This window comes from Arthrobacter sp. ZGTC212, from assembly GCF_002929255.1.
Classification (GTDB): Bacteria; Actinomycetota; Actinomycetes; order Actinomycetales; family Micrococcaceae; genus Arthrobacter_B; species Arthrobacter_B sunyaminii.
Window position 1 is genome coordinate 640,599 of the sequence record NZ_PJIJ01000001.1, and the last position, 25,465, is coordinate 666,063.

Annotated in this window: 23 protein-coding genes; 15 read left to right on the forward strand and 8 right to left on the reverse strand. The window is 67.5% G+C overall.

Annotated features, from left to right (window positions below):
* Positions 1 to 5: 5 nt before the first annotated feature.
* Complete coding sequence (locus CXQ89_RS03195; protein ID WP_258059831.1) at positions 6 to 1,370, reverse strand: MFS transporter; 1,365 nt, start codon at positions 1,368 to 1,370, stop codon at positions 6 to 8.
* Between the two features lie 99 nt (positions 1,371 to 1,469).
* Complete coding sequence (locus CXQ89_RS03200; RefSeq protein ID WP_104160267.1) at positions 1,470 to 2,027, reverse strand: TetR/AcrR family transcriptional regulator; 558 nt, start codon at positions 2,025 to 2,027, stop codon at positions 1,470 to 1,472.
* Positions 2,028 to 2,131: 104 nt separating this feature from the next.
* Here CXQ89_RS03200 and CXQ89_RS03205 point away from each other — a divergent pair, with 104 nt between their 5' ends.
* Positions 2,132 to 2,551 (forward strand): organic hydroperoxide resistance protein, encoded by a 420-nt coding sequence (locus CXQ89_RS03205; RefSeq protein ID WP_104053103.1) that lies wholly within the window; start codon positions 2,132 to 2,134, stop codon positions 2,549 to 2,551.
* Positions 2,552 to 2,674: 123 nt separating this feature from the next.
* On the opposite strand, the gene acs is transcribed toward CXQ89_RS03205, so the two are convergent.
* A complete protein-coding gene (gene acs / locus CXQ89_RS03210; protein ID WP_104053708.1) occupies positions 2,675 to 4,663 on the reverse strand; it encodes an acetate--CoA ligase in 1,989 nt (662 codons plus the stop codon).
* Between the two features lie 314 nt (positions 4,664 to 4,977).
* Between acs and CXQ89_RS03215 the strand changes: the two genes are divergently transcribed.
* From CXQ89_RS03215 to CXQ89_RS03225, 3 genes are read left to right on the forward strand one after another with little or no spacing between them, the layout of a single operon-like run.
* Entirely contained in the window at positions 4,978 to 6,300 is a 1,323-nt protein-coding gene (locus CXQ89_RS03215; RefSeq protein WP_104160268.1) for a hypothetical protein, read from the forward strand.
* A gap of 49 nt (positions 6,301 to 6,349) precedes the next feature.
* Positions 6,350 to 7,147 carry an endonuclease III gene (gene nth / locus CXQ89_RS03220; RefSeq protein ID WP_258059833.1) on the forward strand — a complete coding sequence of 266 codons (798 nt, stop codon included), beginning with the start codon at positions 6,350 to 6,352 and terminating at the stop codon, positions 7,145 to 7,147.
* Positions 7,144 to 7,827 (forward strand): CoA pyrophosphatase, encoded by a 684-nt coding sequence (locus CXQ89_RS03225; protein ID WP_104053100.1) that lies wholly within the window; start codon positions 7,144 to 7,146, stop codon positions 7,825 to 7,827. The genes nth and CXQ89_RS03225 overlap by 4 nt, the downstream gene beginning before the upstream one ends.
* Here the strand turns inward: CXQ89_RS03225 and CXQ89_RS03230 are convergent.
* Together CXQ89_RS03230 and CXQ89_RS03235 are read right to left on the reverse strand one after the other, a co-directional pair.
* Positions 7,754 to 8,491, reverse strand: a complete 738-nt coding sequence (locus CXQ89_RS03230) for a response regulator transcription factor (protein WP_258059834.1) — start codon at positions 8,489 to 8,491, stop codon at positions 7,754 to 7,756. The two genes, CXQ89_RS03225 and CXQ89_RS03230, sit on opposite strands and share 74 nt — an antisense overlap.
* Positions 8,488 to 9,654 carry a sensor histidine kinase gene (locus tag CXQ89_RS03235; RefSeq protein WP_104160270.1) on the reverse strand — a complete coding sequence of 389 codons (1,167 nt, stop codon included), beginning with the start codon at positions 9,652 to 9,654 and terminating at the stop codon, positions 8,488 to 8,490. The genes CXQ89_RS03230 and CXQ89_RS03235 overlap by 4 nt, the downstream gene beginning before the upstream one ends.
* 131 nt (positions 9,655 to 9,785) lie before the next feature.
* On the opposite strand from CXQ89_RS03235, the gene CXQ89_RS03240 reads away from it, so the two are divergent.
* Entirely contained in the window at positions 9,786 to 10,730 is a 945-nt protein-coding gene (locus CXQ89_RS03240; protein WP_181032216.1) for a CPBP family intramembrane glutamic endopeptidase, read from the forward strand.
* Here CXQ89_RS03240 and CXQ89_RS03245 read toward each other — a convergent pair.
* Entirely contained in the window at positions 10,712 to 12,427 is a 1,716-nt protein-coding gene (locus CXQ89_RS03245; RefSeq protein WP_104160272.1) for a bifunctional 3'-5' exonuclease/DNA polymerase, read from the reverse strand. The two genes, CXQ89_RS03240 and CXQ89_RS03245, sit on opposite strands and share 19 nt — an antisense overlap.
* Positions 12,428 to 12,620: 193 nt before the next feature.
* On the opposite strand from CXQ89_RS03245, the gene CXQ89_RS03250 reads away from it, so the two are divergent.
* The 3 genes from CXQ89_RS03250 to CXQ89_RS03260 all read left to right on the forward strand — a co-directional run bounded on the left by CXQ89_RS03250 (position 12,621) and on the right by CXQ89_RS03260 (position 16,671).
* On the forward strand, positions 12,621 to 13,514 hold the full coding sequence (locus tag CXQ89_RS03250; RefSeq protein WP_104053096.1) for an ABC transporter ATP-binding protein: 894 nt from the start codon (positions 12,621 to 12,623) through the stop codon (positions 13,512 to 13,514).
* Positions 13,511 to 14,569 (forward strand): iron-siderophore ABC transporter substrate-binding protein, encoded by a 1,059-nt coding sequence (locus CXQ89_RS03255; RefSeq protein WP_104160273.1) that lies wholly within the window; start codon positions 13,511 to 13,513, stop codon positions 14,567 to 14,569. Before CXQ89_RS03250 ends, CXQ89_RS03255 begins: the two co-directional genes overlap by 4 nt.
* Before the next feature lie 71 nt (positions 14,570 to 14,640).
* Positions 14,641 to 16,671, forward strand: a complete 2,031-nt coding sequence (locus CXQ89_RS03260; protein WP_181032248.1) for an iron ABC transporter permease — start codon at positions 14,641 to 14,643, stop codon at positions 16,669 to 16,671.
* A gap of 25 nt (positions 16,672 to 16,696) precedes the next feature.
* Here CXQ89_RS03260 and CXQ89_RS03265 read toward each other — a convergent pair whose 3' ends face one another.
* Complete coding sequence (locus CXQ89_RS03265) at positions 16,697 to 17,488, reverse strand: alpha/beta fold hydrolase (protein ID WP_104160275.1); 792 nt, start codon at positions 17,486 to 17,488, stop codon at positions 16,697 to 16,699.
* A 187-nt stretch (positions 17,489 to 17,675) separates the two neighbouring features.
* Between CXQ89_RS03265 and ssd the strand changes: the two genes are divergently transcribed.
* The 7 genes from ssd (at position 17,676) to CXQ89_RS03300 (ending at position 23,045) form a co-directional block, all read left to right on the forward strand.
* On the forward strand, positions 17,676 to 18,962 hold the full coding sequence (ssd, locus tag CXQ89_RS03270; RefSeq protein WP_181032217.1) for a septum site-determining protein Ssd: 1,287 nt from the start codon (positions 17,676 to 17,678) through the stop codon (positions 18,960 to 18,962).
* Positions 18,959 to 20,254, forward strand: coding sequence for a TadA family conjugal transfer-associated ATPase (locus tag CXQ89_RS03275; protein WP_374952970.1), 1,296 nt, complete (start codon positions 18,959 to 18,961; stop codon positions 20,252 to 20,254). Before ssd ends, CXQ89_RS03275 begins: the two co-directional genes overlap by 4 nt.
* On the forward strand, positions 20,251 to 21,069 hold the full coding sequence (locus CXQ89_RS03280) for a type II secretion system F family protein (protein WP_258059836.1): 819 nt from the start codon (positions 20,251 to 20,253) through the stop codon (positions 21,067 to 21,069). Before CXQ89_RS03275 ends, CXQ89_RS03280 begins: the two co-directional genes overlap by 4 nt.
* Before the next feature lie 14 nt (positions 21,070 to 21,083).
* Positions 21,084 to 21,659, forward strand: coding sequence for a type II secretion system F family protein (locus tag CXQ89_RS03285; protein WP_258059837.1), 576 nt, complete (start codon positions 21,084 to 21,086; stop codon positions 21,657 to 21,659).
* A gap of 167 nt (positions 21,660 to 21,826) precedes the next feature.
* Complete coding sequence (locus tag CXQ89_RS19045; RefSeq protein ID WP_308471673.1) at positions 21,827 to 22,216, forward strand: DUF4244 domain-containing protein; 390 nt, start codon at positions 21,827 to 21,829, stop codon at positions 22,214 to 22,216.
* A gap of 43 nt (positions 22,217 to 22,259) precedes the next feature.
* Positions 22,260 to 22,589, forward strand: coding sequence for a TadE family type IV pilus minor pilin (locus CXQ89_RS03295; protein WP_237688611.1), 330 nt, complete (start codon positions 22,260 to 22,262; stop codon positions 22,587 to 22,589).
* Between the two features lie 72 nt (positions 22,590 to 22,661).
* Complete coding sequence (locus tag CXQ89_RS03300; RefSeq protein WP_258059839.1) at positions 22,662 to 23,045, forward strand: Rv3654c family TadE-like protein; 384 nt, start codon at positions 22,662 to 22,664, stop codon at positions 23,043 to 23,045.
* An 8-nt stretch (positions 23,046 to 23,053) separates the two neighbouring features.
* Here the strand turns inward: CXQ89_RS03300 and CXQ89_RS03305 are convergent, their stop codons facing one another.
* On the reverse strand, positions 23,054 to 25,444 hold the full coding sequence (locus CXQ89_RS03305; RefSeq protein WP_104160279.1) for a DEAD/DEAH box helicase: 2,391 nt from the start codon (positions 25,442 to 25,444) through the stop codon (positions 23,054 to 23,056).
* Positions 25,445 to 25,465 lie beyond the last annotated feature (21 nt).

A 25,465-nucleotide genomic window follows, 5' to 3' on the forward strand; every position in this document is an offset into this window, starting at 1 on the left:
CTTAACTATGCGCCAACCTGCGCCGGTGCTGCTGCCTCATCCCGGCGGCGCGTCATGCGTCCCGCCGCCAGGGCGCCGGCGATGGTCACCACCGACATCAGCGCCAGTACGACGCCGGGATGCCACCACGCGCTGTCCGTTGCCTTGGCGAATGCCTGCGTTGCGGCCGGGGCGAAGCCGGCGAGGATGCCCGCAAAGCTGTAGGCCAGGGACAGGGCAGTGAAACTGGTGCGGGCCGGGAAGAGATCAGCCATCAGTCCGCCCAGGGCCGCCCACGCGGCGGTTGGCGCGATCCCGCCGATGAGGATGGTGAGGATGTAGGTCGTCTGGTCTGCGGTGCTGATGAGCCAGTACAGGGGAAAGGAAATGAGCAGGGTGGCGAAGGCTCCTGCGGCGACCATGCGGGCCGAGCCGATCTTGGTGGCCAGCCAGCCGAATGCCGGAATGGTGGCCAGCTGCAGGACCGAGCCCACCAGTGCGGCATTGAGAACGGTGGTGCCGGACAGGCCCAGCTGTTCGGTTCCGTAGGCCTGGGTATAGGTGGTCATCAGGAAGTAGGACCCGATGCCGAGCAGGGACGCGGATGTGGCAACCAGGACGGCCAGCCGCTGGGTCTTCAGAACCTCCAGGACGGGAACGCGGGGAAGGGCCTGGTGTCCGGCAACATCCTTGAAGACGGGGGTTTCTTCGATGGCAAACCGCAGGTACAGGGCAATGGCCATGAACGGGAAGGCCAGCAGGAACGGAACCCGCCACAGGCCGGCCTCCATGGTTTCCTGCGGGACGCTGGTCAGCAGCAGGAAGATCCCGGTGACCATGATGGTTCCGACGGGGGAACCGATCTGCGGGATCGCGGCATACAGGGCGCGTTTGCGGGGTTCTGCATGCTCGGTGGCGATCAGGACGGCTCCGCCCCATTCACCGCCCACTGCCAGGCCCTGCAGCAGCCGCAGTGTCACGAGCAGGGCGGGGGCCCAGATGCCGATGGTGTTGTAGTCCGGCAGCAGGCCGATGATCCCGGTGGCTGTGCCCATCAGGACGATGGTCCAGATGAGCGACTTCTTCCGGCCGATGCGGTCGCCGAGATGGCCAAAGATGACGGCTCCAAGGGGGCGGGCAATGAACCCGATGCCCAGGGACAGGAAGGACAGCAGGGTGCCGATCAGCGGATCGACCTCCGGGAAGAAGATCCGGTTCAGGATCAGGGCAGCTGCGGTTCCAAAAACATAGAAGTCGTAGGACTCCAGGGCTGTTCCGACGAATGACGCTCCGGCGACCTTGCGCGCCATGCGTCGGGAGTGGACCGGCGGGTCCTGTGGTGCGGAGGGTGCGGAAGCGGACAGCGGGGAGGAAGTGCTGGAAGTGGACACGAGCACTGATTCTGCTACCCCGGACGCTGTGGTGCCAACTCCATGAGTTTCCATCTCACCAACGGACGTGATGGGTGCCGGGCCGGTGCGGAAAACCGGTCAGGCCGCGAGGCTGCCGAGAATGGCCCGTCCGCCGCTGACCAGTGCCCCCGAAACACCCGTGGGATCCGCCACATAGCCGTGGACCATGGCGCCGTCCCGCAGCATCAGCAGCTGATCTGCCAGGGAATCCGGATCTGCTGCCCCCAGCTGCGCCAGCCTGCCGCTGACCTCTGCGTGCAGCCACTGCCTGTGCTCAAGGATCACGGCACGGACCGGCGAGGCGGGGTCCGGATACTCGGCTGCCGCGTTGATGAACGGGCAGCCGCGGAAGCCGGGGACGCAGGCCTGCGCCCCCATGGCCTCGGCCAGTTCCAGCAGCCCGGTGCAGGGATCGGGGCTCAGGTGTCCCGCTGCCTCCCGGATCCGTTCCGACTGTGCCTGCAGATAGGCCACCACCAGCTCCTCTTTGGTTCGGAAGTAGCGGTAGAACGTCACCTTGGTGGTTTCTGCCGCAGCAATGATCCGGTCTGCACTCACGGCACGGATGCCTTCGGTATAGAAGAGCAGGGCGGCGGCATCCAAGATGCGGGTGCGCACCGGCGGACTGGCGGCCATGGGTCCTCCCGGGGTTGCGGTTTGCGGTGAAGGCGCGTTTACTTAGGGTCCAAGTAGACGTACTAGTTAGTCTACCTGATGCCCCCCGACTTAGAGGAGTTGCCATGAGCGCTTTGTACACTGCAGTTGCCACCGCGTCCGGAGACGGCCGCAACGGAGAAGCCCAGACGAGCGACGGACAGCTGAAGGTCAACCTGGCCACTCCAACGGAGATGGGCGGCTCAGGCGACGGCACCAACCCGGAGCAGCTCTTCGCAGCCGGCTACGCGGCCTGCTTCCTGTCCGCCCTGAAGATGATTGCGCGCGCCGAAAAGGCTCCGATCGCCGACGCAGCCATTACGGCCGATGTCAGCATCCACAAGCAGGACGTCGGCTTCAAGCTGGGCGTGGCCCTGCATGTGGAAATGTCCGGCGTGGACCAGGCCACGGCCGAGAAGCTGGTGGACGCCGCCCACCAGGTCTGCCCGTACTCCAACGCGACCCGCGGCAACATTGACGTGGAACTGGACGTCACCACGGCCTAACAGCCTCTCCGCGGGACAACCGCGTCCCGGAAAGCACAGAACACAAAACACAAAAGGTGCACGCCCCGGTCCGGGGGCGTGCACCTTTTGTTGGCTCAGTGCTTGTTGGCTCAGCGCGGGACGTTAGCTCCGCATCGACTCCGCGATCTGCTGCATGACGGTGTTGTCCGCCAGTGTGCTGGAATCCCCGGCCTCGCGGCCTTCGGCGACGTCTTTGAGCAGGCGCCGCATGATCTTGCCGGAACGGGTCTTGGGCAGCTCCGGCACCACCAGAATGTGCCGCGGCTTGGCGATCGGACCGATTTCCCTGCCCACGTGGTTGCGCAGCGTGGCGACAATGTCGTCGTCGTCCTTGGCGCTGCCGCGCAGGATCACAAAGGCCACCACGGCCTCGCCGGTTGTCTCATCCGCGGCGCCCACGACGGCGGCTTCCGCCACCGAGGGGTGGCTCACCAGTGCGGACTCGATTTCGGTGGTGGAGAGCCGGTGTCCGGATACGTTCATCACGTCATCGACGCGGCCCAGCAGCCAGATGTCGCCGTCCTCGTCCTTCTTGGCGCCGTCGCCGGCGAAGTACATGTTGTCGAACCGGGACCAGTAGGTTGCCTTGAAGCGCTCGGGATCGCCCCAGATGCCGCGCAGCATGGCCGGCCACGGTTCCTTGATGACCAGGAAACCGCCGGATCCGTTGGGCACGGATTCTCCCATCTCGTCCACCACGTCAATCGAGATGCCGGGAACGGCAACCTGTGCGGAACCGGGTTTGGTGGCCGTGACGCCCGGCATGGGGGCAATCATGTGCGCGCCGGTCTCCGTCTGCCACCAGGTGTCCACGATGGGTGCCGGGATTTCCTTCTGGTTGCCGTTGGCGCCGATGACGGTGCGGTACCACATCCACGCCTCCGGGTTGATGGGCTCGCCCACGGAGCCCAGCACGCGGATGGAGTCCAGATTGAACTTTCCGGGAATGTCCCGGCCCCACTTCATGCAGGTGCGGATGGCGGTCGGCGCGGTGTAAAGGATGGAGACCTTGTATTTCTCCACCAGTTCCCACCAGCGTCCCTGGTGCGGAGTGTCAGGGGTGCCCTCGTAAATGAGCTGGGTGGCACCGTTGACCAGCGGGGCGTAGGTGACGTAGCTGTGCCCGGTGACCCAGCCGATGTCCGCGGTGCACCAGTACACGTCGGTTTCCGGTTTCAGGTCAAAGGTGTTGAGGTGGGTGAACGCCGTCTGCGCCAGGTAGCCGCCGGTGGTGTGCAGGATGCCCTTGGGTTTTCCCGTGGTGCCGGAGGTGTAGAGGATGAACAGCGGATGCTCGGAGTCGTGGCCCACCGCAGTGTGCTCGGCGCTCGCGGAACCGACGGCGTCGTCCCACCAGATGTCCCGCCCCTCGGTCCACTCGACGGGTTCGCCGTTGCGGCGAACGACCAGGACGCTGGTGACGGTATGGCCTTCCTTCGCCAGCGATTCATCCACGGCGGGCTTCAGGGCGGTGGGCTTTCCGCGGCGGTAGGAGCCGTCGGCGGTCACCACCAGCTTGGCTTCGGCATCGTCAATGCGGTTGCGCAGTGCATCAGCGGAGAACCCGCCGAACACCACCGAGTGGACCGCTCCGATGCGGGCGCACGCGAGCATGGTGATCACGGCTTCGGGGATCATGGGCAGGTACACGGCTACCCGGTCGCCCTTGGATACGCCCAGGGATTCGAAGGCGTTGGCGGCCTTCTTGACCTCTTCAGTGAGCTGGGCATAGGTGTAGGTGCGGGTGTCACCGGGCTCGCCCTCGAAGTAGATGGCCACACGGTCGCCGCGGCCGGCTTCAACATGGCGGTCCAGGGCGTTGTAGGCCGCGTTGAGTTTTCCGCCGCCAAACCACCTGGCAAAGGGCGCGTCGGACCAGTCCAGGGTCTCGGTGAAGTCTTCGTCCCAGGTCAGCAGACTGCGGGCCTGGCGGGCCCAGAACTCCGGACCTTCGGCCGCTGCTTCGTCATAGACCGACTGCTGGGCAACCGCGCCGGCGGCGAAATCCGCGCTGGGCGGAAAACTGCGGCGCTCGTGGAGCAGGTTCTCCAGTGCGTCGCCTTGCTGCTTGACGGGGGACTGTTCAGACATCGTGAACCCTTTCGCTTAGCTGTCGCCCACGGTCCAGCCCGGATCGAGGGGCTGCCGTGGCGTTGCAATTACCCTAACGCCGATCGGCCGCCAGTGTGTTAACCGTCACATTCACGCCCGGTAACGGGGGTATTTGTGCGGTGAGCGGTAGATCACGGCCCGTGTCGCAGCGGCAGTTCGGCTAGTCTGCGGTGCCGGCGTTGACTAGGCTGTGCAGGGAAGCAACCGCTTTTTACCAGTGCAGGCGGCTCGCCCTGCCGCGGACCGCAGATGTTCTGCCGGCCTGCAGGCGGCGGCCGCGAATGGAGAAACGAATGAACCAGCCCCCCGTTGAGAACGACGCCCGAACGGCGACGGAGACTCCGGCACCGTCGGAGATTCATTCCGCCGGCGAGGACAACGCCCGGACGGCAGTCCTGGGTCCGTTTGGCCTGCGGGACACCGTGGTCGGTGGCTCCGTCCTCCTCATGCTGATTGGTTCCCTGCTGCCGTGGAGCTTTGCCTTCGGCCTGGAAGCCACCTTCTGGTCCCCGCTGACCCCGTTGTTCTTCCTCGGAATCGGCATCATCCTGCCGCTGCTCGTCGCCGGGCTCTTTGCCGCCCGCCGGATGGCTCCCGAACTGAAATACCGCGTTGGCTCGCTCTCCGTGGACCAGTTTGGTTCCGTTGTAGCTGTTTTGGCGGTGGCCTTCTTCTTCCTGCAGGTGGTCAACGACTTCACGATTGGCGCCCTGGTCACCCTCATCGGAGCCCTGGGCCTGGTGGCATCCACCACGCTCGCACCGCACATCCCGCCCTTCTCCCGCGAGTTCGACGAGCGCCCCGCGGCACCGGCCCACGTCATGGCCCGCGACGCTGTCCGTTTGCGCCGCCGTCCGGCCAAGCCCGCACCACAGGGAGCCACGGCCGCCGGTGCTGAGCACGGCACCGGTGAGAACGCCGGCAACAGCGCCGAGCCGGCAGAATCGCGCTTCGCAGGGATGGGCAAGGGCATGGGCAAGCTGGCCCCGGCCGGATTGTTTGGCCGCAAGGCTAACGACGGCGTGACCCCCGGCGCCGATGCCCCCGCCGTTAACGGCATCCCGGCAGATGCCGCGGAAGCCGGCTCCGGAGCGGGCCGCACGGAACCTGCCCGCACGGAAGCTGTTCCTGCCGACTCAGCCCGGACGGAATCCTCAGCTGACCAGAACGCCGCATCCCAGGGTTCCGCTTCGACTCAGGCACCCGCTTCGACTCAGGCTCCCGCAGGGTCTCAGGCTCCCGCAGCGGCGCCGGACAGCGAGGACGCCCTCGCGGCCACCACGGTCAACCCGGTGGTTCGGGCAAAGTCCGCCGAGGCGGAACCGGCCACGCAGGCCTCGGCCCAGGTGCCGTCGTCGGGCAATGAATCCATCAGCGCCACCCGTGAAGAGTCCGAAAACGTGGTGGAAGCATTCTGGTTTGCGGTGGGAACCCCGCGCCAGATCGTGGATGAACGCACCGGACTGCCGCTGTTCATGTTCCACCCGGGAGACTGGGAGCTGGGCCTGGAAGACCGCGGCACCGAATTCCTGGTCCAGGACAAGCGCACCGGCCGCATCGGCGTGCTGCGGGACTTGAGCAACATCGAGCGCGTTGGTGAGGATTCCGGCGAGTAGTCCGGAAACCCCCACCACCGCAGCGGCGCAACAGAAGGACACCAACCAAGTGGCAAAGGCAACCGGGAGTGATCCCTCCCTGCTGGCCCTGAAACGCAGGGCCCGGAAGATCAACCGGATGCTGGGGGAGCTGTACCCCTACGCCGTGGCTGAATTGGATTTCACCAACGCGTTTGAGCTGCTGGTGGCCACCGTCTTGTCGGCGCAGACCACCGACATCCGGGTCAACGCCGTCACTCCCGCGCTGTTTGCCCGTTATCCGGACGCCAAGGCACTGGCCGAGGCGGACGAGACGGAGCTGCAGGAGCTGATCCGGCCCACCGGTTTCTTCCGGGCCAAGGCCGCCAGCATCAAGGCCCTGTCCACCCGGCTGGTGGATGAGTACGACGGCGAGGTGCCGGACAAGCTGGAAGAGCTCGTCACGCTGCCGGGAGTGGGCCGGAAGACGGCCAACGTGGTGCTCGGCAACGCCTTCGGCATCCCCGGGATCACGGTCGACACGCACTTTGGCCGGCTGTCACGCCGGTTCGGCTGGACGACTGCCAAGGACCCCGTGAAGGTGGAGGAGGACGTCGCCGAGTTGTTTGAACCCAAGGACTGGACGCCCCTGTCCAACCGGGTGGTTTTCCACGGCCGGCGGGTCTGCCACGCCAAAAACCCGGCCTGCGGCGCCTGCGCGGTGGCCGCGCTGTGCCCGTCCTACGGCGAGGGCGAAACAGATCCGGAAAAGGCGAAAAAACTGCTGAAGTATGAGCTGGCTCCGGGCCGCGAGGAACTGCACGCCCGGATGATGGCCGCTGAGACCCGTGCCCAGCTGCGTGCCGCGGGCTATGGGCTGGAAGCATGAGCGCCTACGCCGATCTGAGGGAGCTGGGTGTTTCAGCCTCGGCCCGCAGCACCAGCTTCGACGCGAATTTGGAGCTGCTGCGCCGTAGCGTGGACCCGGCCACTGCCCGTCGTGCCGCGGTGCTGATCCTCTTCGGCAACCTGGATGACAAGCCCGCTGACTTCCGTACCGCCGGTGTTCCCGAGGAATTGGATGTCCTGCTGGTGGAGCGGGCCGCCACCCTGAACGACCATCCCGGGCAGGTGGCCTTTCCCGGCGGCTCCGTGGACGCGGTGGATTCCGGCCCGGAGGCCGCCGCCCTGCGCGAAGCGCAGGAGGAAACGGGGCTGGACCCGGACGGCGTCGTCGTTCTGGGCACGCTGCCCGAGGTTGGCCTGCCGGTCAGCAACTTCCTGGTGACTCCGGTGCTGGGCTGGTGGGACCGGCCCACCCCGGTGGATGTGGTGGATTACGGCGAGTCGGCGTCCGTGTTCCGGGTCCCGGTGGCGGACCTGTTGAACCCCGAAAACCGCCGCACCGCGGTGATGAGCCACGGCCGGAACAAGCACCGCTCGCCCGCCTTCCTCGTGAACGGGGTGCTGGTGTGGGGTTTCACGGGAATCATCCTCAACGGGGTGCTTGAGGAGCTGGGCTGGACTCTGCCCTGGGATGAAAACCGGGAAATCGTTCCCGATCTGTAGACGCTGGTTGGGCCTGCATGACGGTCACGGCCAGCTGGACACGGTTGGTGACGTTCAGCTTCGTGAAGGTGTTGGCGATGTGGGTTTTGACGGTGGCAATGCTGACGTAGAGTTCGGCGCTGATCTCCGCGTTGGTCAGCCCGCGGGCAACGGCCCGGGCAATGACGTGCTCGCGTTCACTGAGGACCGCCAGCGGGTTGTGCTGTGACGCGGGCTCCGCTGATTCTGCGGATGAGGCCGCCGCGGCCGCCACGATGCGCTTGAGGACACCGGGGGAGAAGCGCAGGTTGTCGGCTGCCGCCGCCCGGACGGCAGAGACCATGTCTGCCGGCGGCGTGTCCTTGAGCAGGAATCCACTCGCACCGGCACGCAGCGCGGACAGGATGAAATCATCGGTGTCGAACGAGGTCAGGACGATCACCCGGGGCGGCTCCGGCGCCGCCGTGATGCGCTCCGTGGCGGCGATGCCGCTTAGGCGTGGCATCCGGATGTCCATGAGGACGACGTCGGGCGCTAGCTCGGCGGCAAGCCGAACGGCGGTGTCGCCGTCGTCCGCTTCACCGATGATGGCAATATCCGGCGCTCCGTCGAGGATGAGCCGGAGCCCTGCCCGGATGAGGGGTTCATCGTCCGCGAGCAGGACCTTCAGCGGATCCGTGCTCACCACGGAACCTGCACTGCGGTGGTGTAGACCCCGCGCTTAGCACCCGATTCAAAGGAGCCGCCGGAGAGCCTGGCCCGCTCGGCCAGCCCAATCAGGCCGAGCCCGTCCGGTGCAGGGGACGTGGAGCGGGAAACCGGATTACTGACCGTCACCGTGATGCCCTCCCCGGGTGCACCTGTGAGGGACACAGCCACGGGATGGCCGGGAGCATGTTTTTGGGCGTTGGTGATGCCCTCCTGCGCCACCCGGTACAGATGGCGGGAGGTGGCATCGGCGGGACCATCCGCTCCGGCTGCCAGCAGCGCCGGTTCGATGCTCAGCTTGATGTCGGTGCCGACCGCCCGGGCTGATGCCACGAGTGCCGGAATGGCGGAGATATTGGGCTGGGGCGCCGTGGCCTCCGGCTCTTCACGAAGAACGGCCAGTACCTGGCGCAGCTCCGACGCAGCTTTGGCGGCGGTCTCCCGGAGGACCCCGGCTGTGGAACGGATGGTCTCCGGCTCCAGATCGGTGCGGTACTCCAGGGCGCCGGCATGCATGCTGATCAGGCTCAGGCGGTGCGCCAGGGTGTCGTGCATTTCCCGGGCGATCCGGGTGCGCTCGGCCAGCCGTGCCTGATCCGCCCGCGCATCCTGTTCCCGGCGGGCGCTGTCCGCTTCCTGCCGGAGGGAGACGATCAATGCTCTTTTGGCGCCGCGGTTCAGCCCGATCAGCACCAGAACTCCCAGCATGCCCAAAGCGATCAACAGCACCCACCCGTAGTCTTCGGCGCCATCAACCGGGTTGACCGCTAAGTCGACCAACACGGCTGCAAGAAAGACAAGCGCAGTGGCGGCCAGAAGACGAGGTCGCCGCAGGGTCGCGAGGCGGACGATGCACAGGCAGGCGGCGGGAAGGGCCAGGGTGGAGAGTCCGCTGAGGGCAATGATGGCAAGTCCGGCGCCCACGGGTGACCGGCGCAGGGCGATGGGGAGGAGGCCAACGGCGGTCAGACCCAGGACGAAGTCCAAGAACATCAGGCCTATGAAAGGCAGCGGATCGGCGTCGTCCGGCGGCAGCATGGAGCCGCGGACGATTAGGAAAACCAGGACCCCGACTGCCGCGGCGGCGGCGGTGATGCCGGCCGTCTTCCAGGGGCTGGGGTGTTGAGTCGGGAGCGGCATTCTAGAAATCCTAGTGAGCGGTCTGCCGGAGAACAATTAGCCAAAAGCATGAAGTCTTTTCCGTCATGTGGCTGGTGGCGGGAGCCGATTGGCCGAAGCGGAACGCGGCGCCGGGCGGGCAGGCTGGGAGCATGACTTTCTCTGCTGATCCTGCCGCCGCTCCCGCCTATCCCTTTCACCGGCTGCCCCGTTCCCTGCCCGGCTACCGCTGGTGGCACCCGCTGACCACGGTGTTGGTCACGGTCGTCCTCTTTTTTGTCCTGATGATGTTGGCGATGGGGATAACGGCGGTGGTGGGGATCTTTGTGCCGGAGGTTTCCGCCATGGTTGACCGGGCATTGTCAGCGCAATCAGACCTCGGGGACCCGGTGCAGCTCGCCTTTCTGCTCGGAACCGTCTGCCTGCTGTGGCCCGCGGCAGCACTGGGCGTGCGGTGGGGCGGCAGGCGTTCCGCCGGAACTCTCTCTTCGGTCACCGGCCGGCTGCGCTGGCGGTTGTTTCCCAAGCCGCTCGTCCTCGCGGCCAGCCTGTTTGCTGCCTTGAACGCCCTGAGCCTGCTGGTGCCGGAGTCCGCGCGAGGAAGCGGCGGAGTCCCGGACGGGAGACCAAACCCCGGTGATGTCTGGCTTCTGCTGCTGGTGGTCCTGGCGCTGGTGCCAGTGCAGGCAACTGCTGAGGAGTATGTGTTCCGCGGTCTGCTGATGCAGGGCATCGGTTCCTGGCTGCGCCATCCGGCCTTCGCCATTCTGCTGCCGGTTCCCCTCTTTGTCCTGGGCCACGGCTACGGACCGGCGGGGCAGATTGACGTGGCTGCCTTTGCCGTCGCGGCCGGCTGGATCACCTGGCGCACCGGCGGGCTGGAAGCAGCGATCGCGCTGCACGTCATCAACAACCTGGGAGCGTTTGGCCTGGGTGCGGCGGGCTTCGGGGACCTCAATGCCACCGACCTGCCGTGGGCTGCCCTGCCCTTCTCGCTGGCCTTCCTGTTGGCCTACTCCCTGATCGTCATCCGTTGGTTCCCGGCTCCGGCTCCTGTGCCGTCGCGTGCGGCGGAGCGTTACTTGGCTTCGGCGTAGGAATCCACGGTTACGGCCACCACCGGGAATTCCAGCGGGATCCGGCCGAACAGCAGGCGGGTGGCTGCCGCAGCGGCCTCGGTGACCAGGGCGCTGACCTCCTCTGCCCGGTCTGCGGGCACATGGAGCATCACTTCGTCATGCAGGAAAAACACCAGCTGCCCCGCCGGGGAGGAGGACGACGCCGCCCGCAGCCGGCGTCGTATTTCCGCCAGCCAGCACAGCGCCCATTCCGCCGCCGTTGACTGCACTACAAAGTTGCGGGTGAACCGGCCCTGGGCGCGGGCGAGGGAATCGGCGCGGCGCTGTTCCTCGGCGGACGCGGTCTGCTGGGCACGCAGCCAGCGTTCGGAGACCGGCGGCGAGGTGCGGCCCAAATGGCTGCTGACCGTCTTTCCGGCTTCCCCTGCCCGGGCACCGCGCTCCACCACTCCAATTGCCTGCGGGTAGGACCGGGTCAGGGCGGGCATCAGCCGGCCGGCTTCACCCGAAGTGGCACCGTACATGGCACCGAGCATGGCCATTTTGGCCAGCGCCCGGTCGCCGTTGAAGTTCTGGTCCGCGATGCCCTGGTACAGGTCCTTTCCGCGGGCCGCGGCAGCCAGGGCATTGTCTCGGCCCAGAGCGGCCAGCACCCGGGGTTCCAGCTGCGCGGCATCGGCGACAATCAACCGGTAACCCGGATCCGGGCGCACCGCATCGCGCACGTACTTGGGAATCTGCAGGGCACCGCCGCCGCGGGAGGCCCACCGGCCGGAGACCACCCCGCCCACCACGTATTCGGGCCGGAACCTGCCGCCGTCCACCCAGGCATCCAGCCAGGTCCAGCCGTTGGCGCTCAGCAGCCGCGAGAGCCGCTTGTATTCCAGCAGGGGAGCAATGGCGGGGTGTTCATGCTGCTGCAGCTCCCAGGAGCGGGTGGATTTCACCTCAATGCCGGCCCGGTGCAGGGCGCGCAGCAGTTCCTGCGGCGAATCCGGATTGAACCCCGGGTTGCCCAGTTTGTCCCGCAGCTCTGCTGCGAGCTGTTCCAGCCGCACCGGATGCTGCCCCTCGGGCGGGCGCGGCCCCAGCTCGGCCTCCAGCATGGCTTCGTGAATGTCCCGCCGCCAGGGCAGGCCGGCGTGCTCCATTTCCACGGCAATCAGGCCGCCGGCGGATTCGGCGGCCAGCAGCAGTGCCAGCCGGCCTGGGGCGGAGGAAGCCGCGACGGCCGCCAGCTGGTCCTGCAGCTCGGCCGCCTGGTCCTCCGGCGACGGACCGCGCCTGCCGGCCAGGGCATCGAAACCCTCGAGTTCCTCAAAGAGCGAGCTCTGGTTCGGTGCCGGCTGGACAGGCAGCAGCTGGCGCGGGAGCAGGTCCGCGTCCTCGCCCGGCGTCTCGGCACGCAGCTTGTCGATATAAGGGGACGCCGGCACGGCTTCGGAAAAACGCAGGATCCCGCGGACCAGGGCCAGATCATGGCTGCGTTCCACGGTGACCCCGGCGTCCAGCAGGCGGGGATAGATGTCCCGGGTGCTGCCGAAAACCCAGCGGACGTTCTGCGGCCGTTCCTCGTAATGCCGCACCGCGGCGGCCAGGTGCCCGGGGGCGACGACGGCGGGTGCTGCGCCGGGCTGCCCGGTTTCGTCCATTTCCTGCAGCAACAGGGACCCGGCGGGGGAGGCCGGCCCGGCGGCGGAGAGGACAACGTACATGGTTCCATTGTCCCTGCCTGCCGGCGGTGCTTCAGCCGACCCAACATGACGAATAAAAACGTGCGTCACTCCTCATTACATAGGTCACACCAGCATCGTTTATATTAGGTTTGGCAACCCTAACCCGCGTGGTCCGTAAACGCCTTTGGTACGCCGCCCTCCCGCCTCAGGCCCGCGACGATTCAGGTTCCTTATGTCCACAGTGCAAGACCAGTGCTCGCGGCTCCAGGCGATGCGCGGAGAGAATTTGGTACTCCGCTACGGCAGCACGCTCGTGGTCCAGGGTGTTTCACTGACGCTGGAACCCGGCCGGGTCACCGCGCTTGTCGGCCCAAACGGCAGCGGGAAGTCGACCTTGCTGCGCTCCCTGGCACGTCTGCACCGCGTCGACGGGGGGACCGTAAAGCTGGGCGGCGGAATCGACCGGCCCGAACGCGAGGCTTCCCTGCTCAGTGCGCGCGAGTTCGCGCGTGAGGTCACGTTGTTTGCCCAGTCGCGGCCGGCTCCACAGGGCTTGACGGTGAGTGAGGTGGTTGCCTTCGGCCGCCACCCGTACCGGCGGCGATTTGCCGGCCTCTCCGCCGCGGACCGCAGCGCCGTGAACCGTGCCCTGCGCGCCACCGGAGTCATGGACATGGCGCAGCGGCCGGTCGGGGAACTCTCCGGCGGCGAAGTGCAGCGCGTCTGGCTCGCCGCGTGCGTAGCGCAGGAGACCGGCGTCGTCCTGCTGGACGAGCCAACCAATCATCTTGACCTCCGCTACCAGATCGAGACCCTCGATCTGGTCCGCGACCTCGTGGATGACCACGGCGTTGCTGTCGGCATCGTGCTGCACGATCTCGACCACGCTGCCCGGATCGCCGATCACCTGCTCCTGCTGTCGGACGGCCGTATCCACGCCTCCGGCAGCCCGCTCGAGGTACTGACCGCCGCGAACATCAGCGAAGTGTACGAGCTCTCCGTCGAGGTCACCCTCGACCCGCGCACCAACCACCTGCGCATCGATCCCGTTGGACGCCATGCCAACCGCACCGCAACCCAAGTTCCTGCTCCGCCCCGGAGCGCCACCCGAGAGGACCACCGATGATCCGTTCCCGTTCCTTTGCGAGCACGGCCGCGACACTTGCCGTCGCCGCCCTCGCCCTCAGCGCCTGCGGCACCACCGAGGTCAGCGAAGCTGCCGATGTCGCCGCCGCAACGTCCGAGAGCTGCGCGGCAGACACGACGACCACCTCCACCGATGCGGTCTCAATGACCGACGGCGTGGGCCGCACCGTGGAGCTCGACAAGCCCGCCGAGCGCATCGCGGTGCTTGAGTGGCAGCAGATCGAGGACGCTCTCACACTGTGCGTAACACCTGTGGCGGTCTCCGACGCCGAGGGCTACGGAACGTACGTAAGCGCCGAAACCATCCCGGAGGGCGTTGCCGACATCGGCACCCGCGGCGAGCCCGACATGGACGCACTCTACGCGGCGGACCCTGACCTGATCATCATCGAGGCCTACAGCGCCGACGATGAACTCATCGCCCAGCTCGAGGAACGCGGCGTTCCCGTGCTTGCCACTGTCGGCGCGGACGGAGCGGACCCGATCGGCAACATGAAGAACGTGTTCAACATGATCGCCGAGGCGACCGGCCGCACTGATCGTGCCGCCGAAGTACTGGGGGACTTCGACGCACACCTGGCCGCTGCCAAGGACAAGGTCCAGGCCGTTGACCTGCCCACCACCGACTTCCTCTTCTTCGACGGATGGATGGAAGGCGGTAACGTGGTGATCCGCCCGTACGGCGAGGGTGCGCTCTTCACCGCGCTGGGCGAGGAGCTTGGCCTCACCGCTGCCTGGACGGACGAGATTGATGCCTCCTACGGCAGCGGCGGCGTCGATCCCTCGTACGGCCTGGGCCAGACGGATATCGAGGGCCTCACCGCCGTCGGCAACGCCACCTTCTTCTACTCTGCCGACGAGGGTGCCGACGGGTATGTCAGCGAGTTCGCGAAGAGCCCGATCTGGACCGCTCTTCCTGCCGTGAAGGAAGGCCGTGCGCACGCGTTCCCGGCAGGAGTCTGGGGTGCCGGCGGTCCGCTGTCCAACCAGCAGGCAATCTACGCGTACGTCAACATCATTACCGAGCAGGGTTGAGCAACTCCGCCCGAACAGCACCGCCCGGCACCGGACATGCTCCGGTGCCGGACGCCGGCCTTCGCGCCGGGATGAGCGGGCCGGCCGTATTGGCCGCCCTGCTCACCGCCGTCGTTTTGGTGGGCATGTGGCACCTGACCCAGGGCACGTCCGGAGTTGGCATGCTGGATCTTGTGCGCCTGGCCGGCGGTGCCCGAGAGGACATTGGCGGCGTGCCGGTCAGCGACATTTTGACCGGTTCCCGCCTGCCGCGTCTGCTTGCCGGAGTGGGGGTCGGTTTCGCGCTTGGGGTTGCCGGAGCGCTGCTGCAGTCGATCTCCCGGAACACCCTCGCGTCGCCGGACACGCTCGCGGTCACCGCCGGTTCCTACTTCGCGCTCACCATTGTCGCCGCCTTTGGCTTGGCCGTTCCGCTCTGGGCATCCAGCGGCGTCGCGTTTGTGGGCGGGCTGGCCGCTGCCGCACTCGTGCTGGGTCTCGCCGGAACTTCCGCCGGCTCCGGAACCACACGGCTCATCCTTGCCGGGTCCGCGACCGCCATGGCCCTGGACGCGGCCACCGCGATGCTCCTGATCCTCTTCAAGGAGAACACGACAGGTCTCTTTGCCTGGGGCAGCGGATCCCTGGCGCAGCTGAACCTCGACGCGTCCGTACGTGCAGCGCCGGTCATCATTGTCGCGCTCGCGGGTGCCCTGCTGCTTGCCAGGCGGCTGGACGTGCTCGGCCTCGGCGACGACACCGCGTTTTCGCTCGGCGTGCCGCTCCGTTCAACCCGCATCGCCGCAGTTGTTGCCGCCGTCGTGCTCACCGCCGTCTCCGTGACGCTTGCAGGGCCGATCGCCTTTGTCGGTCTCGGGGCACCGGTTCTCGCGCGGCTGCTTGCCAGCCGGATCCCGGTGCTGAACCGCCACGTTTTCCTGATTCCCGTGTCCGGCCTCCTCGGTTCACTCCTGATCCTGCTGGCAGACGCGACCCTGCGGGCTCTCCTCGGGGCTGAAGGTGCTTCGTCCATTCCCACCGGGATCCCCACCGCCATGCTCGGGGCCGTGGTCATTGTTCTGCTTGCCCTGCGGCTGCGGGACTCCGGCCCGGTCCGCCAGCCCCCGCAGGCACGCGGCGGGCTGCGCACCCGGCGCCGCTTTGTGCTGGTGCTGGCCGGTGCCGGCGTCCTGCTCGTGGCCGCCGCTGTGGCGGGCCTGCTCGCCGGCAGTCTGTGGCTGCGCACCGGAGACGTTGCCCTGTGGCTCAACGGCACGGCACCGGACCTGATTGGGCGGGCGCTGGATGACCGGATGCCGCGTGTCCTTGCAGCATTGCTGTCCGGCGCCGCGCTCGCCCTGGCCGGCTGCGTGGTGCAGAGCACGGTGCGCAATCCGCTCGCCGAACCCGGGATCCTCGGCATCACCGCCGGCGCGGGGCTCGGCGCTGTCATTGTCGTCACCATGCTCGGCGGCGGACGGCCGCTCCTCATCCTCACGGCGGTGGCGACGGGACTGGCAACGTTCGGCCTGATCGCCCTCCTGACCTGGCGCGGCGGGTTCCTGCCGGACCGTTTCGTGCTGATCGGCATCGGTTGCGGCTACGGGCTGAGCGCCCTGACGACCTTTTTCCTGCTCCGCGCCGATCCATGGAATACGCCGCGGATCCTCACCTGGCTGTCCGGCACAACCTACGGACGGACGCTGCCCGACGTCGTTCCGGTAGCGGTCGCGCTCCTCGTGGCGGTTCCGCTGCTGTTTGGCATGCGGCGGCAGCTGGACCTCCTCGCGGTGGATGAGGACACTCCGCGCATCCTGGGCGTACAGCTGGAACGGACCAGGCTCGGGGTGCTGTCCGTCGCGGCCGTCCTCGCTTCACTCAGTGTGGTCGCCGTCGGAGCAGTGGGCTTTGTGGGCCTGGTGGCTCCGCATCTTGCCCGGGCTCTGGTCGGAGCGCGGCACGGGCGCCTCATCCCCGTGTCCATGATGGTCGGAGCGCTGCTCGTCTGCGTTGCGGATACGCTGGGCCGCACGCTCATCGCCCCCGCCTCTATTCCCGCGGGGCTGATGATCGCGCTGATCGGTGCGCCGTATTTCGTCTGGCTGCTGCGCCGCTCACGCTAGGCGGTGCTGGCTGCTGACCAGCTGACTAGGGCAGGAAGCCGCGGATCACGGTGCTGATCAGCTTCGGGTGCTCGGCCAGCAGCCCGTGGGAAGCGCCCGGCACTATGCACAGCCGGGCGCCGGGAATGGAGGCTGCAATCAGGAGGGTGTGGTCCGGCCGAATTGAGTCACGGTCCCCGGCCATGATCAGGACGGGCGCGGAGATGCGGGCAAGGTCCGCTGCCGGGATGTTCGGCTCAGTGGTCCACAGCCGGAACAACTTATCGAGGACGACGTCGGCATGCTCCGGGCCGTCGGGTGACAGCCGTTCGTAGTGCAGGCGTTCGGCGTCGGGCTTGGCGGCCGGAGCGGATGCGCCGTCGCCGTCGGGTCCGCCAGCGGTGTGGACAGGACTCTGCCGCGCCGGTGTGAGCACCAGTGATTGGTGCTCTTCGTCGGTGCTGAAGGCAGAGGGATCCAGGTTGGCGCTGATGGCCGTGAGGGAGCGGACACGCCCCGGATGCTCTAGTGCGAGCAGCAACCCAAGGATGGCGCCGTCGCTGTAACCGATGACATGGACAGCTTCGAGGTTCTGGCTGTCGAGGTAGGCCAGCGTGTCAGCCAGTCCGCGGGCGTAGCTGTATTCGCCGTCGATGTCGGCGGAGCGGCCGTGGCCGGGACGCTCGAAGGCATGCACCCGATAGTGCGGGACCAGGGAATCGGAGAGCTCCCGCATCGCTTCCAGGGAGCAGAAGCCGCCGTGAAGCAGGAGAACAGGGGCGCCGTCGCCGGCAACCTCTGCATAAAGGTCCATGCCGTTGATCTGCAGGTACGTCATGCGTCCGGCATACCTTCCTGTTCCACTTCTGTTTTCACCGCGGATGCAGCCCATCCATCCTCCCACGCGGACTGCTGGCGCTGTGTTCCTTCACGCCCGTCCTCCACACCGCACGGGCAACCTCGGCTTGTCCCCAGTGCTGCAGTGGTCCGCTGTACTGCTGCTGCGGCTGGGCGAGTCTGGTGGCATGAGCGAAGAACAACTGTGGGTGCCGTCCTCCGGGCACCGGAAGGCACGCGCGCTGCGGGCGCAGTTCCCGGCGGAACACACACGGGCACCGGCTCGGTTTAGCCTGCGCACGGAGGGTGCCCCGTCCCATTCGACGGCCCGCGGTCCAAGCACCTTGGCGCCGGTCATTCTGATCAGTGCATCCCAGCGGCTCCAGGATGAGGTGGCCAGAATTGCTGCGGCAGCGGGCGTGGAGTTGGAAGTGATGCCGGACGCAGCTGCCGCATTCCAGCGCAACCCAGAAGTGATGCTCTTGGGCAGCGACCTGGCGGGTGTGGGACCTGGACACCGTATGTCACCGGACAGGAACCGGCGTCGACGGGCGGAAACCATCCTGGTGGGCTTCGAACAGGACACGGATTTGTGGAAGCAGGCTGCCCGGCTCGAAGCCGCGCGCGTAGCCGTGCTTCCGGCGGCTTCGGGCTGGTTGGCGGAATACCTTGGTCGCCGGCGCGAACACAATTCGGGCTTTGTGCTGGGAGTCGTGGGTGGAAGCGGGGGATCCGGGGCCTCCACCCTTTCGTGCTGGCTGGCCCAGGAAGCTGCCGAACACCGGATGGAAACGCTGTTGGTGGACGGCGACCCCCTCGGTGGCGGACTGGACGCCAGCCTGGGAAGCGGTGAAGTCCCCGGAGTGCGCTGGCCCGACTTGGCGGAGGTCCGCGGGGCATTGAACCCGGTGCAGCTCACTTCTGCGCTGCCTCAGGTGTCGGGTTTTGCGCTGCTCGCCGGTGGTTCCGCGGATTCCGATGCCGACGGCGAGGCGGGACCCGGGTATTCGGGAACACAGTCCTTGGTTGAAGCTCCTGCAGAAGAAAGCATCCGGGCAGTCATGGACGCAGCCCGTGCGGCCTTTGCCCTCACCATTGTGGACTGCGCACGGTACCTGCCCGGTCAGCTGCTGCTCTCCTGCGACGCATTGCTGGTGGTGGTTCCGGGACGGCTGCGGCCCGTGCTCGCAGCCAGATCATTGAGTCGAAGCCTGGGAGGCACCGTACCCAAAGCAGCAGTGGTCCGCGGACCGCTGGGCGACGGACTGGACGACGCCCGTGCAGCTGACGCCGCCGGGCTGCCCCTGGCCGGCTACCTGCCCGCGACGCGCCGCCTCGAACACGCCGAGGCACGCGGACTGCTGCTGCAGCGTGGCCGCAGCCGCAGCAACCGGCGGGTAACCGGACAGCTGGTGGAACGGTTTGCCGCCGAGGTGCCCCAGCCCGCTGACGCGAGGCAAAGGCCGCTGTCATGAGCGGGGCAAAGGGCCGCCGGGCAGCATCTTCCTTGCCCACAGATGACCAGGCGCCCCGCGCCGGTGATTCGACCATGGTGCGGGAGGTTCGCCGCAGGATGCTGGACGACGGCGAGCCCGTCACCGCCGCCCGGTTGGCAGCGGCAGTGCACTCCAGCGGGCGGCTGCTCGGCGCCCAGGGGGCCCTGCGCGCCGTTGACCGGGTGCAGGCGGAACTGCAGGGGCTCGGCCCGCTGCAGGAACTGGCGTTACTCCCGGGGATCAGCGACATCCTCGTGAACGGGCCGGACCGGGTATGGGTGGACAGCGGGCACGGGCTGGAACTGACCGGGCTGCGGTTCGGTTCCGACGCGGAGGTTCAGGGACTTGCCGCCCGGCTGATTGCTGCCGGGGGAAGGCGGCTGGATGACTCCAATCCGTGCGTTGATGTGCAGCTGCGCGGCTACCGGGTCCACGCGGTGCTGCGTCCGGTATCCACTGGTTCCACGCTGCTCTCCATCCGCATCCGGCGCACGCTGACCTTCACCATGGAGGAACTGCAGGCCGGTGGAACTATGGATCCTGAGTGCGCCGCAGTGCTTCGGCGCATCATCGCGTCCCGCCTGAACTTCCTGATCAGCGGAGCCACCGGCACGGGGAAGACCACACTGCTCTCCACCTTGCTGTCATTGAGCAAACCGCACGAACGGCTGGTGCTCGTGGAGGACGCCGCAGAGCTGGATCCCCGCCACCCGCATGTTGTGGGCCTGCAAAGCCGGCATGGCAACGTCGAAGGAGCCGGGTCCGTGGATCAGGCCGAACTGGTGCGCCAGGCCCTGCGGATGCGGCCGGACCGGCTGATTGTGGGGGAGTGCCGCGGCGCCGAGGTCCGTGAACTCCTGGCCGCCATGAACACCGGTCACGACGGCGCCGGCGGCACAATCCATGCCAACTCGGCTGCCAATGTTCCCGCCCGGCTGGCAGCTCTCGGGGCGCTCGCCGGCATGAGCAGCACCGCGGTTACTCTGCAGGCTGCAAGCGCCCTGGACGTGGTGGTGCATCTGGCCCGCAGCGCCGCCGGCCGCCGGGTTGCTGAAATAGCCGTGATCACGGCATCGGCTGACGGCCGGCTGCTGGCGGTGCCGGCGTTGCGGCCGCTGCTGCCAACGGATGCTGCAGATCGGCACGGGGAGGGGTGGGCTGCGCTTCAGCGTCGGATCGGCGGTTCCGGGGAGGAAGCGGCACCGTCCCGCCCAGACGGGCAACAGCCGTCCTGCGGAATCACCGGGGCCTTGGAGACCTCCGTTTCATGACCGGTCTTTGGGTTACCGGGCTGCTCGGGCTGTCGGCGGTTCTGCTGCTGTCGCCTTCCCGAAACCCGGGGCAATTGAGTCCGGGCCTTGGCCGCCGCCTGCCAGGTCCCGGCCGGGCCGAGAACCGGTTCCTGCGACCCTCGCTTCTGCATCAGCTATCTTCGGACTTTCGATGGTCCCGTTCTGAGCCGGCACTGCAGGAGCTGCCACTTCTGATCCATCAGCTCACTGGTCTGCTGGCGGCCGGCCGCGCCCCGCACCAGCTCTGGGCTGACGCAGCAACCCTGCAGGCAGCGGCCGGGAAGGAATCCGCCGGGTCCCTGCCCGCGCGGCTGCTGCCGGTGCTGGAGGCCGCCGCGCAGTCCGCGTCCCTGGGCATCAGCCCTGTACCGGTTTTCCGTGCTGCTGCGCAGGAACAGACCGGAACAGTTCGGAAGACGCGGCGGCCGGGCCGGAGCCGTGACGCAGCATCCCTGGCCGGGTTGTGGACCGGACTTGCGGCGTGCGTAAGCGTGACGGAGCGCAGCGGTGCACCCCTGGCCGGTGTCCTCGGACGGTATGCCGCGCAGCTGGAGAGCGGTTTGGACAGCCAGGCGGCGCGGGAGACCGCAATGGCCGGACCCCAGGCAACCGTCCGGCTGCTGACCTGGTTGCCGGTGGGAGGGCTGGGCCTTGGTTATTTGCTGGGGGCAGATCCCGTGGGCGTGCTGCTGGGCAGTCCGCTTGGCTGGTTGGCAGGGACGGCAGGAGTTGCCTTGTCCCTGGCTGGAAGGTTCTGGTCGCGTGCGCTGGTGCGTCAGGCAGCCGGCATCTGATGACCGGAGCCCTGGTGACGGTATTTCTTGCTGCCGCCGTTGCGCTGCTCCTGCTGCCGGGATGGAATACCGCGCCGCTCACTGTCTCTCCAAACGGGTCCGGTGCGCAAACAGCCCCGGGACACAACGCGGTTCCCGGGGCAGGCATAGAGGATCCTGCTCTGATGCTGGATCTGACGGCAGCCATGCTGGAGGCCGGGCAGCCGCTCCTCCAGGCACTTTCCATCTTGGCAGAGGTAGTGGAACCGGACACGTCAGTGTGTCTTTGCCGGGTGCAGGCTGCCCTGGAGCTGGGTGCTCCCTGGCCGGCAGCGTGGGATCTGGCAGCACCGGAGCGCAGCCGGCTCCCTGAGTCCGCAGCACACCTCCGCGAAGCACTGAGATTCGCAGCCACCACCGGGGCCCCGTCAGCTGCGGTCCTGGTGGCGGAGGCGGCGCAGATACGCCGCCGCCGGGCCCGCGAAGCGGAACGCCGTGCCGCGGCTCTGGGGGTCCGGCTCGTGGTTCCCCTGGGGCTGTGTGCACTCCCGGCATTCGTGGCCCTGACAGTGGTGCCGCTGCTGATGTCCCTGCTGCCGTCGCTTCCCTAAGACACATCTGCGCGGGTGCTGCGCATCCTCCACAACCGTCTTGCCCGCGTGCGTTGTCCGGAACGGCAACATCCGCACTGGTTCCGAGGGTCCGGCCGATGAAGGATCGGATCACCGCCTCAACAGCGGTGCAGTTACAGCTCACAGCAATCACATCAGGAGGAACCATGCCAGGTCTAAGCAGATCCGTGACCACCGTTCGGCGCGCCCGGAGCTACACCGATGAGCCGAACTGCGAGCCGGACGCGCCCGTTTTTTCAACGGAGCACAGTCCCGGGGCGCCGGCTTCCGGGACCCAACCCTGCGGCTCGGGATTCGGCACAGTGACCGTGCTCTACCCCCGGGCAACGGAGAACGTGTGTCCGATTCCCCTCAACAGAGGGGAGCGCCGCCGGAGAAGCTTCCGCGACAGCGAAGCAGGAATGGCAACGGCAGAATATGCGATTGCCACCTTGGCGGCCGTTGCCTTTGCCGCCCTTCTGGTAGCGGTCCTGGGCAGCGGCGAGGTGCGGTCCCTGCTCATGGGACTGATCCGCAGTGCCCTCACCCTTGGGTAGCGTACAGCGGGAGAATCCACCGGCAGAGTCCTCACGCGGAGCGGTGACCGCTGAACTGGCCGTGGGCCTGCCCGCCGTCGTGCTGCTCCTGGCGGCCGTCCTGACGGGAGTGGCAGCGGGAGCCACCCAACTGCGGGTGGAAGAAGCCGCGCGGGCGGCGGCACGGGAAATCATGCGCGGAGGCACCGCCGAAGCGGAGGATGCGGCCCGCCGGATCGCAGGACCCGGTGCACGGGTGACCGTCACCGCGGACGGGGAATGGATGCTGGTGGAAGTAGGGACCTCCGTCTCGGCTCCGCTGCTGGACCGGCTGCCGCTTGAGCTGACCGGGTCTGCCGCGGCGCTTCCGGAATCCCTGCCACCCGGAAACTAAACAAGCCAGAGGAAGCGTGCCGCCGGGCAACCGGACAGATCGGACCACGACCAGCCGAGAGGACGAACCAACGTGGGAGAAGCGCGAGCGGCCGCTGCGGCCGGGAAAGGAGATAAAACCGAGGAGGGCGCGGGCACGGTCATGGTGCTGGGTTCCGGACTGTTGCTGCTGATCCTGTGCGCAGCCGTTCTGATGCTGCTGCAAACCGCGGTGGCCGCAAGCAGGGCGGCCACCGCGGCCGATCTGGCAGCACTCGCGGCCGCTGACACGGTTCGTGAGCTTCGGAGCGGAGAGCCGTGCGTGGTGGCTGCAGAGGTGGCCGGGCGCAACGGCGCCGTGCTGGCAGCATGCACGGTGGACACCGGAGGGCGGACCGTCCAGGTGGAAACCCGGGTGCCCGTCCCGCTGCTGCCGCAGCCTGCCACCGGGCATGCCCGCGCCGGACCTCCGCCGTGAGTCTGGTCTTAGCCCGCTTGCCGGACCGGCGCTGCTGCAGCCGCAGCGGGAGCAGCGCCGGAGCCGGGTTCGGTTTCCCTGCTGCGGGCGTTGTCCAGCAGCACCTGCAGCAGGGTCACCGCACCGGCCTTGGACAGCGGATTGTTCTTGTTCCCGCACTTGGGGGACTGCACGCAGGAGGGGCAGCCGCGCTCGCACTCGCAGGCGCGGATAGCGTCGCGGGTGGCGGTCAGCCACAGTTCGGCGGCTTCATAGGCCCGTTCCGCAAAGCCTGCACCGCCGGGATGCCCGTCGTACACGAAGATGGTGGGCTTCTCGGTGTCGGCGTGCAGGGCGGTGGAAACGCCGCCGATGTCCCAGCGGTCGGAGGTGGCGATCAGCGGCAGCATCCCGATGGAGGCATGCTCGGCAGCGTGCAGGGCACCCGGAAAGTCGGCCGGAATCAGGCCCGCCCCGGTGAGCAGGTGCTCGTCAATGACAAACCACACCGCTTTGGTGAACAGTTCCTTGGCCTCAAGTTCCAGCGGCTCCTCGCCCAGGATCTCGTTGGAGATCAGGGCCTTGCGCTGAAAAGAAACCACCTGGGTGGTGACCTTCACGGTGCCGAAACAGACCTGGATCTCGCCCCAATGCGAGGTCCGTTCCGTCTCGATCACTTCAATCTGGGTGACGTCCCGGGCCTGGGTGTAGAACTCCGGGTTGCCGCGGGTGACCATCGCGCAGTGGTCCGCTTCATTAAGCTCGTCCACCAGGAACGTCTGGCCCTGATGCACGTAGACCGCGCCGGTGTGGGCCTGGTACTGGCTCTGCGGCGAATCCATGGTGCCCAGCAGCATTCCGGTGTCGGATTCCACAATGTTGATCGGCCCGCCGCCGTCCGCCCGCAGGTTCACCAGGGCGGCTGCACTTTCCGCATGCGTCCAGAACCACCCCGAGGGCCGGCGCCGCAGGTAGCCCTGGTCCACCAGCTGATCCAGCAGTCCGGCAGCGGTGGGACCAAAGAGCTCCCGCTCGTCGGGGGTCAGCGGGATTTCGGCGGCGGCGGCACAGAGGTGCGGGCCGAGCACATAGGGGTTGGACGGGTCAAAGACAGTTGCTTCCACCGAAATGTCGAAGATCGCCTCCGGATGGTGCACCAGGTACGTATCGAGGGGATCGTCACTGGCCACGAAGGCGGCCAGCGCGTCCTGGCCGGAGCGGCCCGCCCGCCCGATCTGCTGGAACAGCGATGCCCGGGTGCCCGGCCAGCCGGCCACCAGCACGGCGTCGAGCCCTGAAATGTCGATGCCAAGCTCCAGGGCGGAGGTGCTGGAAATGCCCAGCAGCTCGCCGCTGCGAAGCCGCCGCTCAAGCTCGCGGCGTTCCTCGGGCAGGTATCCGGAGCGGTACGCGGCCACCCGGTCCGGCAGCGAGGGATGCACCTCATCCAGCAGCCGGCGGGTGATGGTGGCAATGGTTTCGGCGCCCCGGCGGGACTTGATGAAGGCAATGGTGCGGACCTGTGCCGCCACCAGGTTGGCCAGCAGGTCGGAGGTTTCGGCAATGACGGTCCGCCGGGAGCGCACCCCGTTCTCGCCCTTGAGGTCGGTGAGCTGCGGCTCCCAGAGCGCCACGGTGGTGGCTCCGTGCGGAGAGGCGTCGCGGGTGACGGCGGTGACCTCGCCGCCGATCAACCTGCCGAAGGAGGAGGCCGGGTCCGCCGAGGTGGCGGACGCACCGATGAACACCGGGTCGGCGCCGTAGTAGCGGCAGATCCGGCGCAGCCGGCGCATGAGGTTGGCAACGTTGGAACCGAAAACACCGCGGTAGCTGTGGGCCTCGTCGATGATGACGTACTTCAGCCGGCGGAAGAACCTGGCCCACCAGGCATGGTTGGGCAGCACGCCAAAATGCAGCATGTCGGGGTTGGCCAGCACCAGGTTGGCGTGGTCCCGGATCCAGCGCCGGGCACCGGTGTCTGTATCGCCGTCGTATGTTTCAGCGCGCACGGTGGGAAGCTGCAGGGCGTTCACGGCGGAAAGCTGGTCAGCGGCCAATGCCTTGGTGGGGGCCAGATAGAGGGCCACCGACCCGGTTGGCTCCAGCGTGACCCGGTCATCCAGTGCCGTGCGGTGGATCGCGTCCAGGGCAGGCAGCAGGTAGGCCAGGGATTTTCCGGAGGCGGTGCCGGTGGAAATAATCGTGTGCTGCCCCGAGTGCGCGGACTCTGCGGCTTCAATCTGGTGGCGCCAGGGTTCGTGGACACCCACCGTGGCGTAGGCGGCAACGACGTCGGGGTGCGCCCAGTCCGGCCACGGAACGGGAACAGCCTGGCGGGCGGGGATTTCGTGGACATGGACCAGCTGTTCCGGGTCGGCGCCGGAGCCGAGCAGGGGGATCAGGGAATCATGTAGGGCCACTGTGCCATTCTCCCACCGGCC

Excerpts from the sequence above, each read along its gene's own strand:
- CXQ89_RS03200 (WP_104160267.1), bottom strand. The coding sequence starts at position 2,027 with ATGGCCGCCAGTCCGCCGGTGCGCACCCGCATCTTGGATGCCGCCGCC.
- CXQ89_RS03205 (WP_104053103.1), top strand. The coding sequence starts at position 2,132 with ATGAGCGCTTTGTACACTGCAGTTGCCACCGCGTCCGGAGACGGCCGC.
- acs (WP_104053708.1), bottom strand. The coding sequence starts at position 4,663 with ATGTCTGAACAGTCCCCCGTCAAGCAGCAAGGCGACGCACTGGAGAAC.
- CXQ89_RS03215 (WP_104160268.1), top strand. The coding sequence starts at position 4,978 with ATGAACCAGCCCCCCGTTGAGAACGACGCCCGAACGGCGACGGAGACT.
- CXQ89_RS03225 (WP_104053100.1), top strand. The coding sequence starts at position 7,144 with ATGAGCGCCTACGCCGATCTGAGGGAGCTGGGTGTTTCAGCCTCGGCC.
- CXQ89_RS03235 (WP_104160270.1), bottom strand. The coding sequence starts at position 9,654 with ATGCCGCTCCCGACTCAACACCCCAGCCCCTGGAAGACGGCCGGCATC.
- CXQ89_RS03240 (WP_181032216.1), top strand. The coding sequence starts at position 9,786 with ATGACTTTCTCTGCTGATCCTGCCGCCGCTCCCGCCTATCCCTTTCAC.
- CXQ89_RS03245 (WP_104160272.1), bottom strand. The coding sequence starts at position 12,427 with ATGTACGTTGTCCTCTCCGCCGCCGGGCCGGCCTCCCCCGCCGGGTCC.
- CXQ89_RS03250 (WP_104053096.1), top strand. The coding sequence starts at position 12,621 with ATGTCCACAGTGCAAGACCAGTGCTCGCGGCTCCAGGCGATGCGCGGA.
- CXQ89_RS03255 (WP_104160273.1), top strand. The coding sequence starts at position 13,511 with ATGATCCGTTCCCGTTCCTTTGCGAGCACGGCCGCGACACTTGCCGTC.
- CXQ89_RS03260 (WP_181032248.1), top strand. The coding sequence starts at position 14,641 with ATGAGCGGGCCGGCCGTATTGGCCGCCCTGCTCACCGCCGTCGTTTTG.
- CXQ89_RS03265 (WP_104160275.1), bottom strand. The coding sequence starts at position 17,488 with ATGACGTACCTGCAGATCAACGGCATGGACCTTTATGCAGAGGTTGCC.
- ssd (WP_181032217.1), top strand. The coding sequence starts at position 17,676 with ATGAGCGAAGAACAACTGTGGGTGCCGTCCTCCGGGCACCGGAAGGCA.
- CXQ89_RS03275 (WP_374952970.1), top strand. The coding sequence starts at position 18,959 with ATGAGCGGGGCAAAGGGCCGCCGGGCAGCATCTTCCTTGCCCACAGAT.
- CXQ89_RS03280 (WP_258059836.1), top strand. The coding sequence starts at position 20,251 with ATGACCGGTCTTTGGGTTACCGGGCTGCTCGGGCTGTCGGCGGTTCTG.
- CXQ89_RS19045 (WP_308471673.1), top strand. The coding sequence starts at position 21,827 with ATGCCAGGTCTAAGCAGATCCGTGACCACCGTTCGGCGCGCCCGGAGC.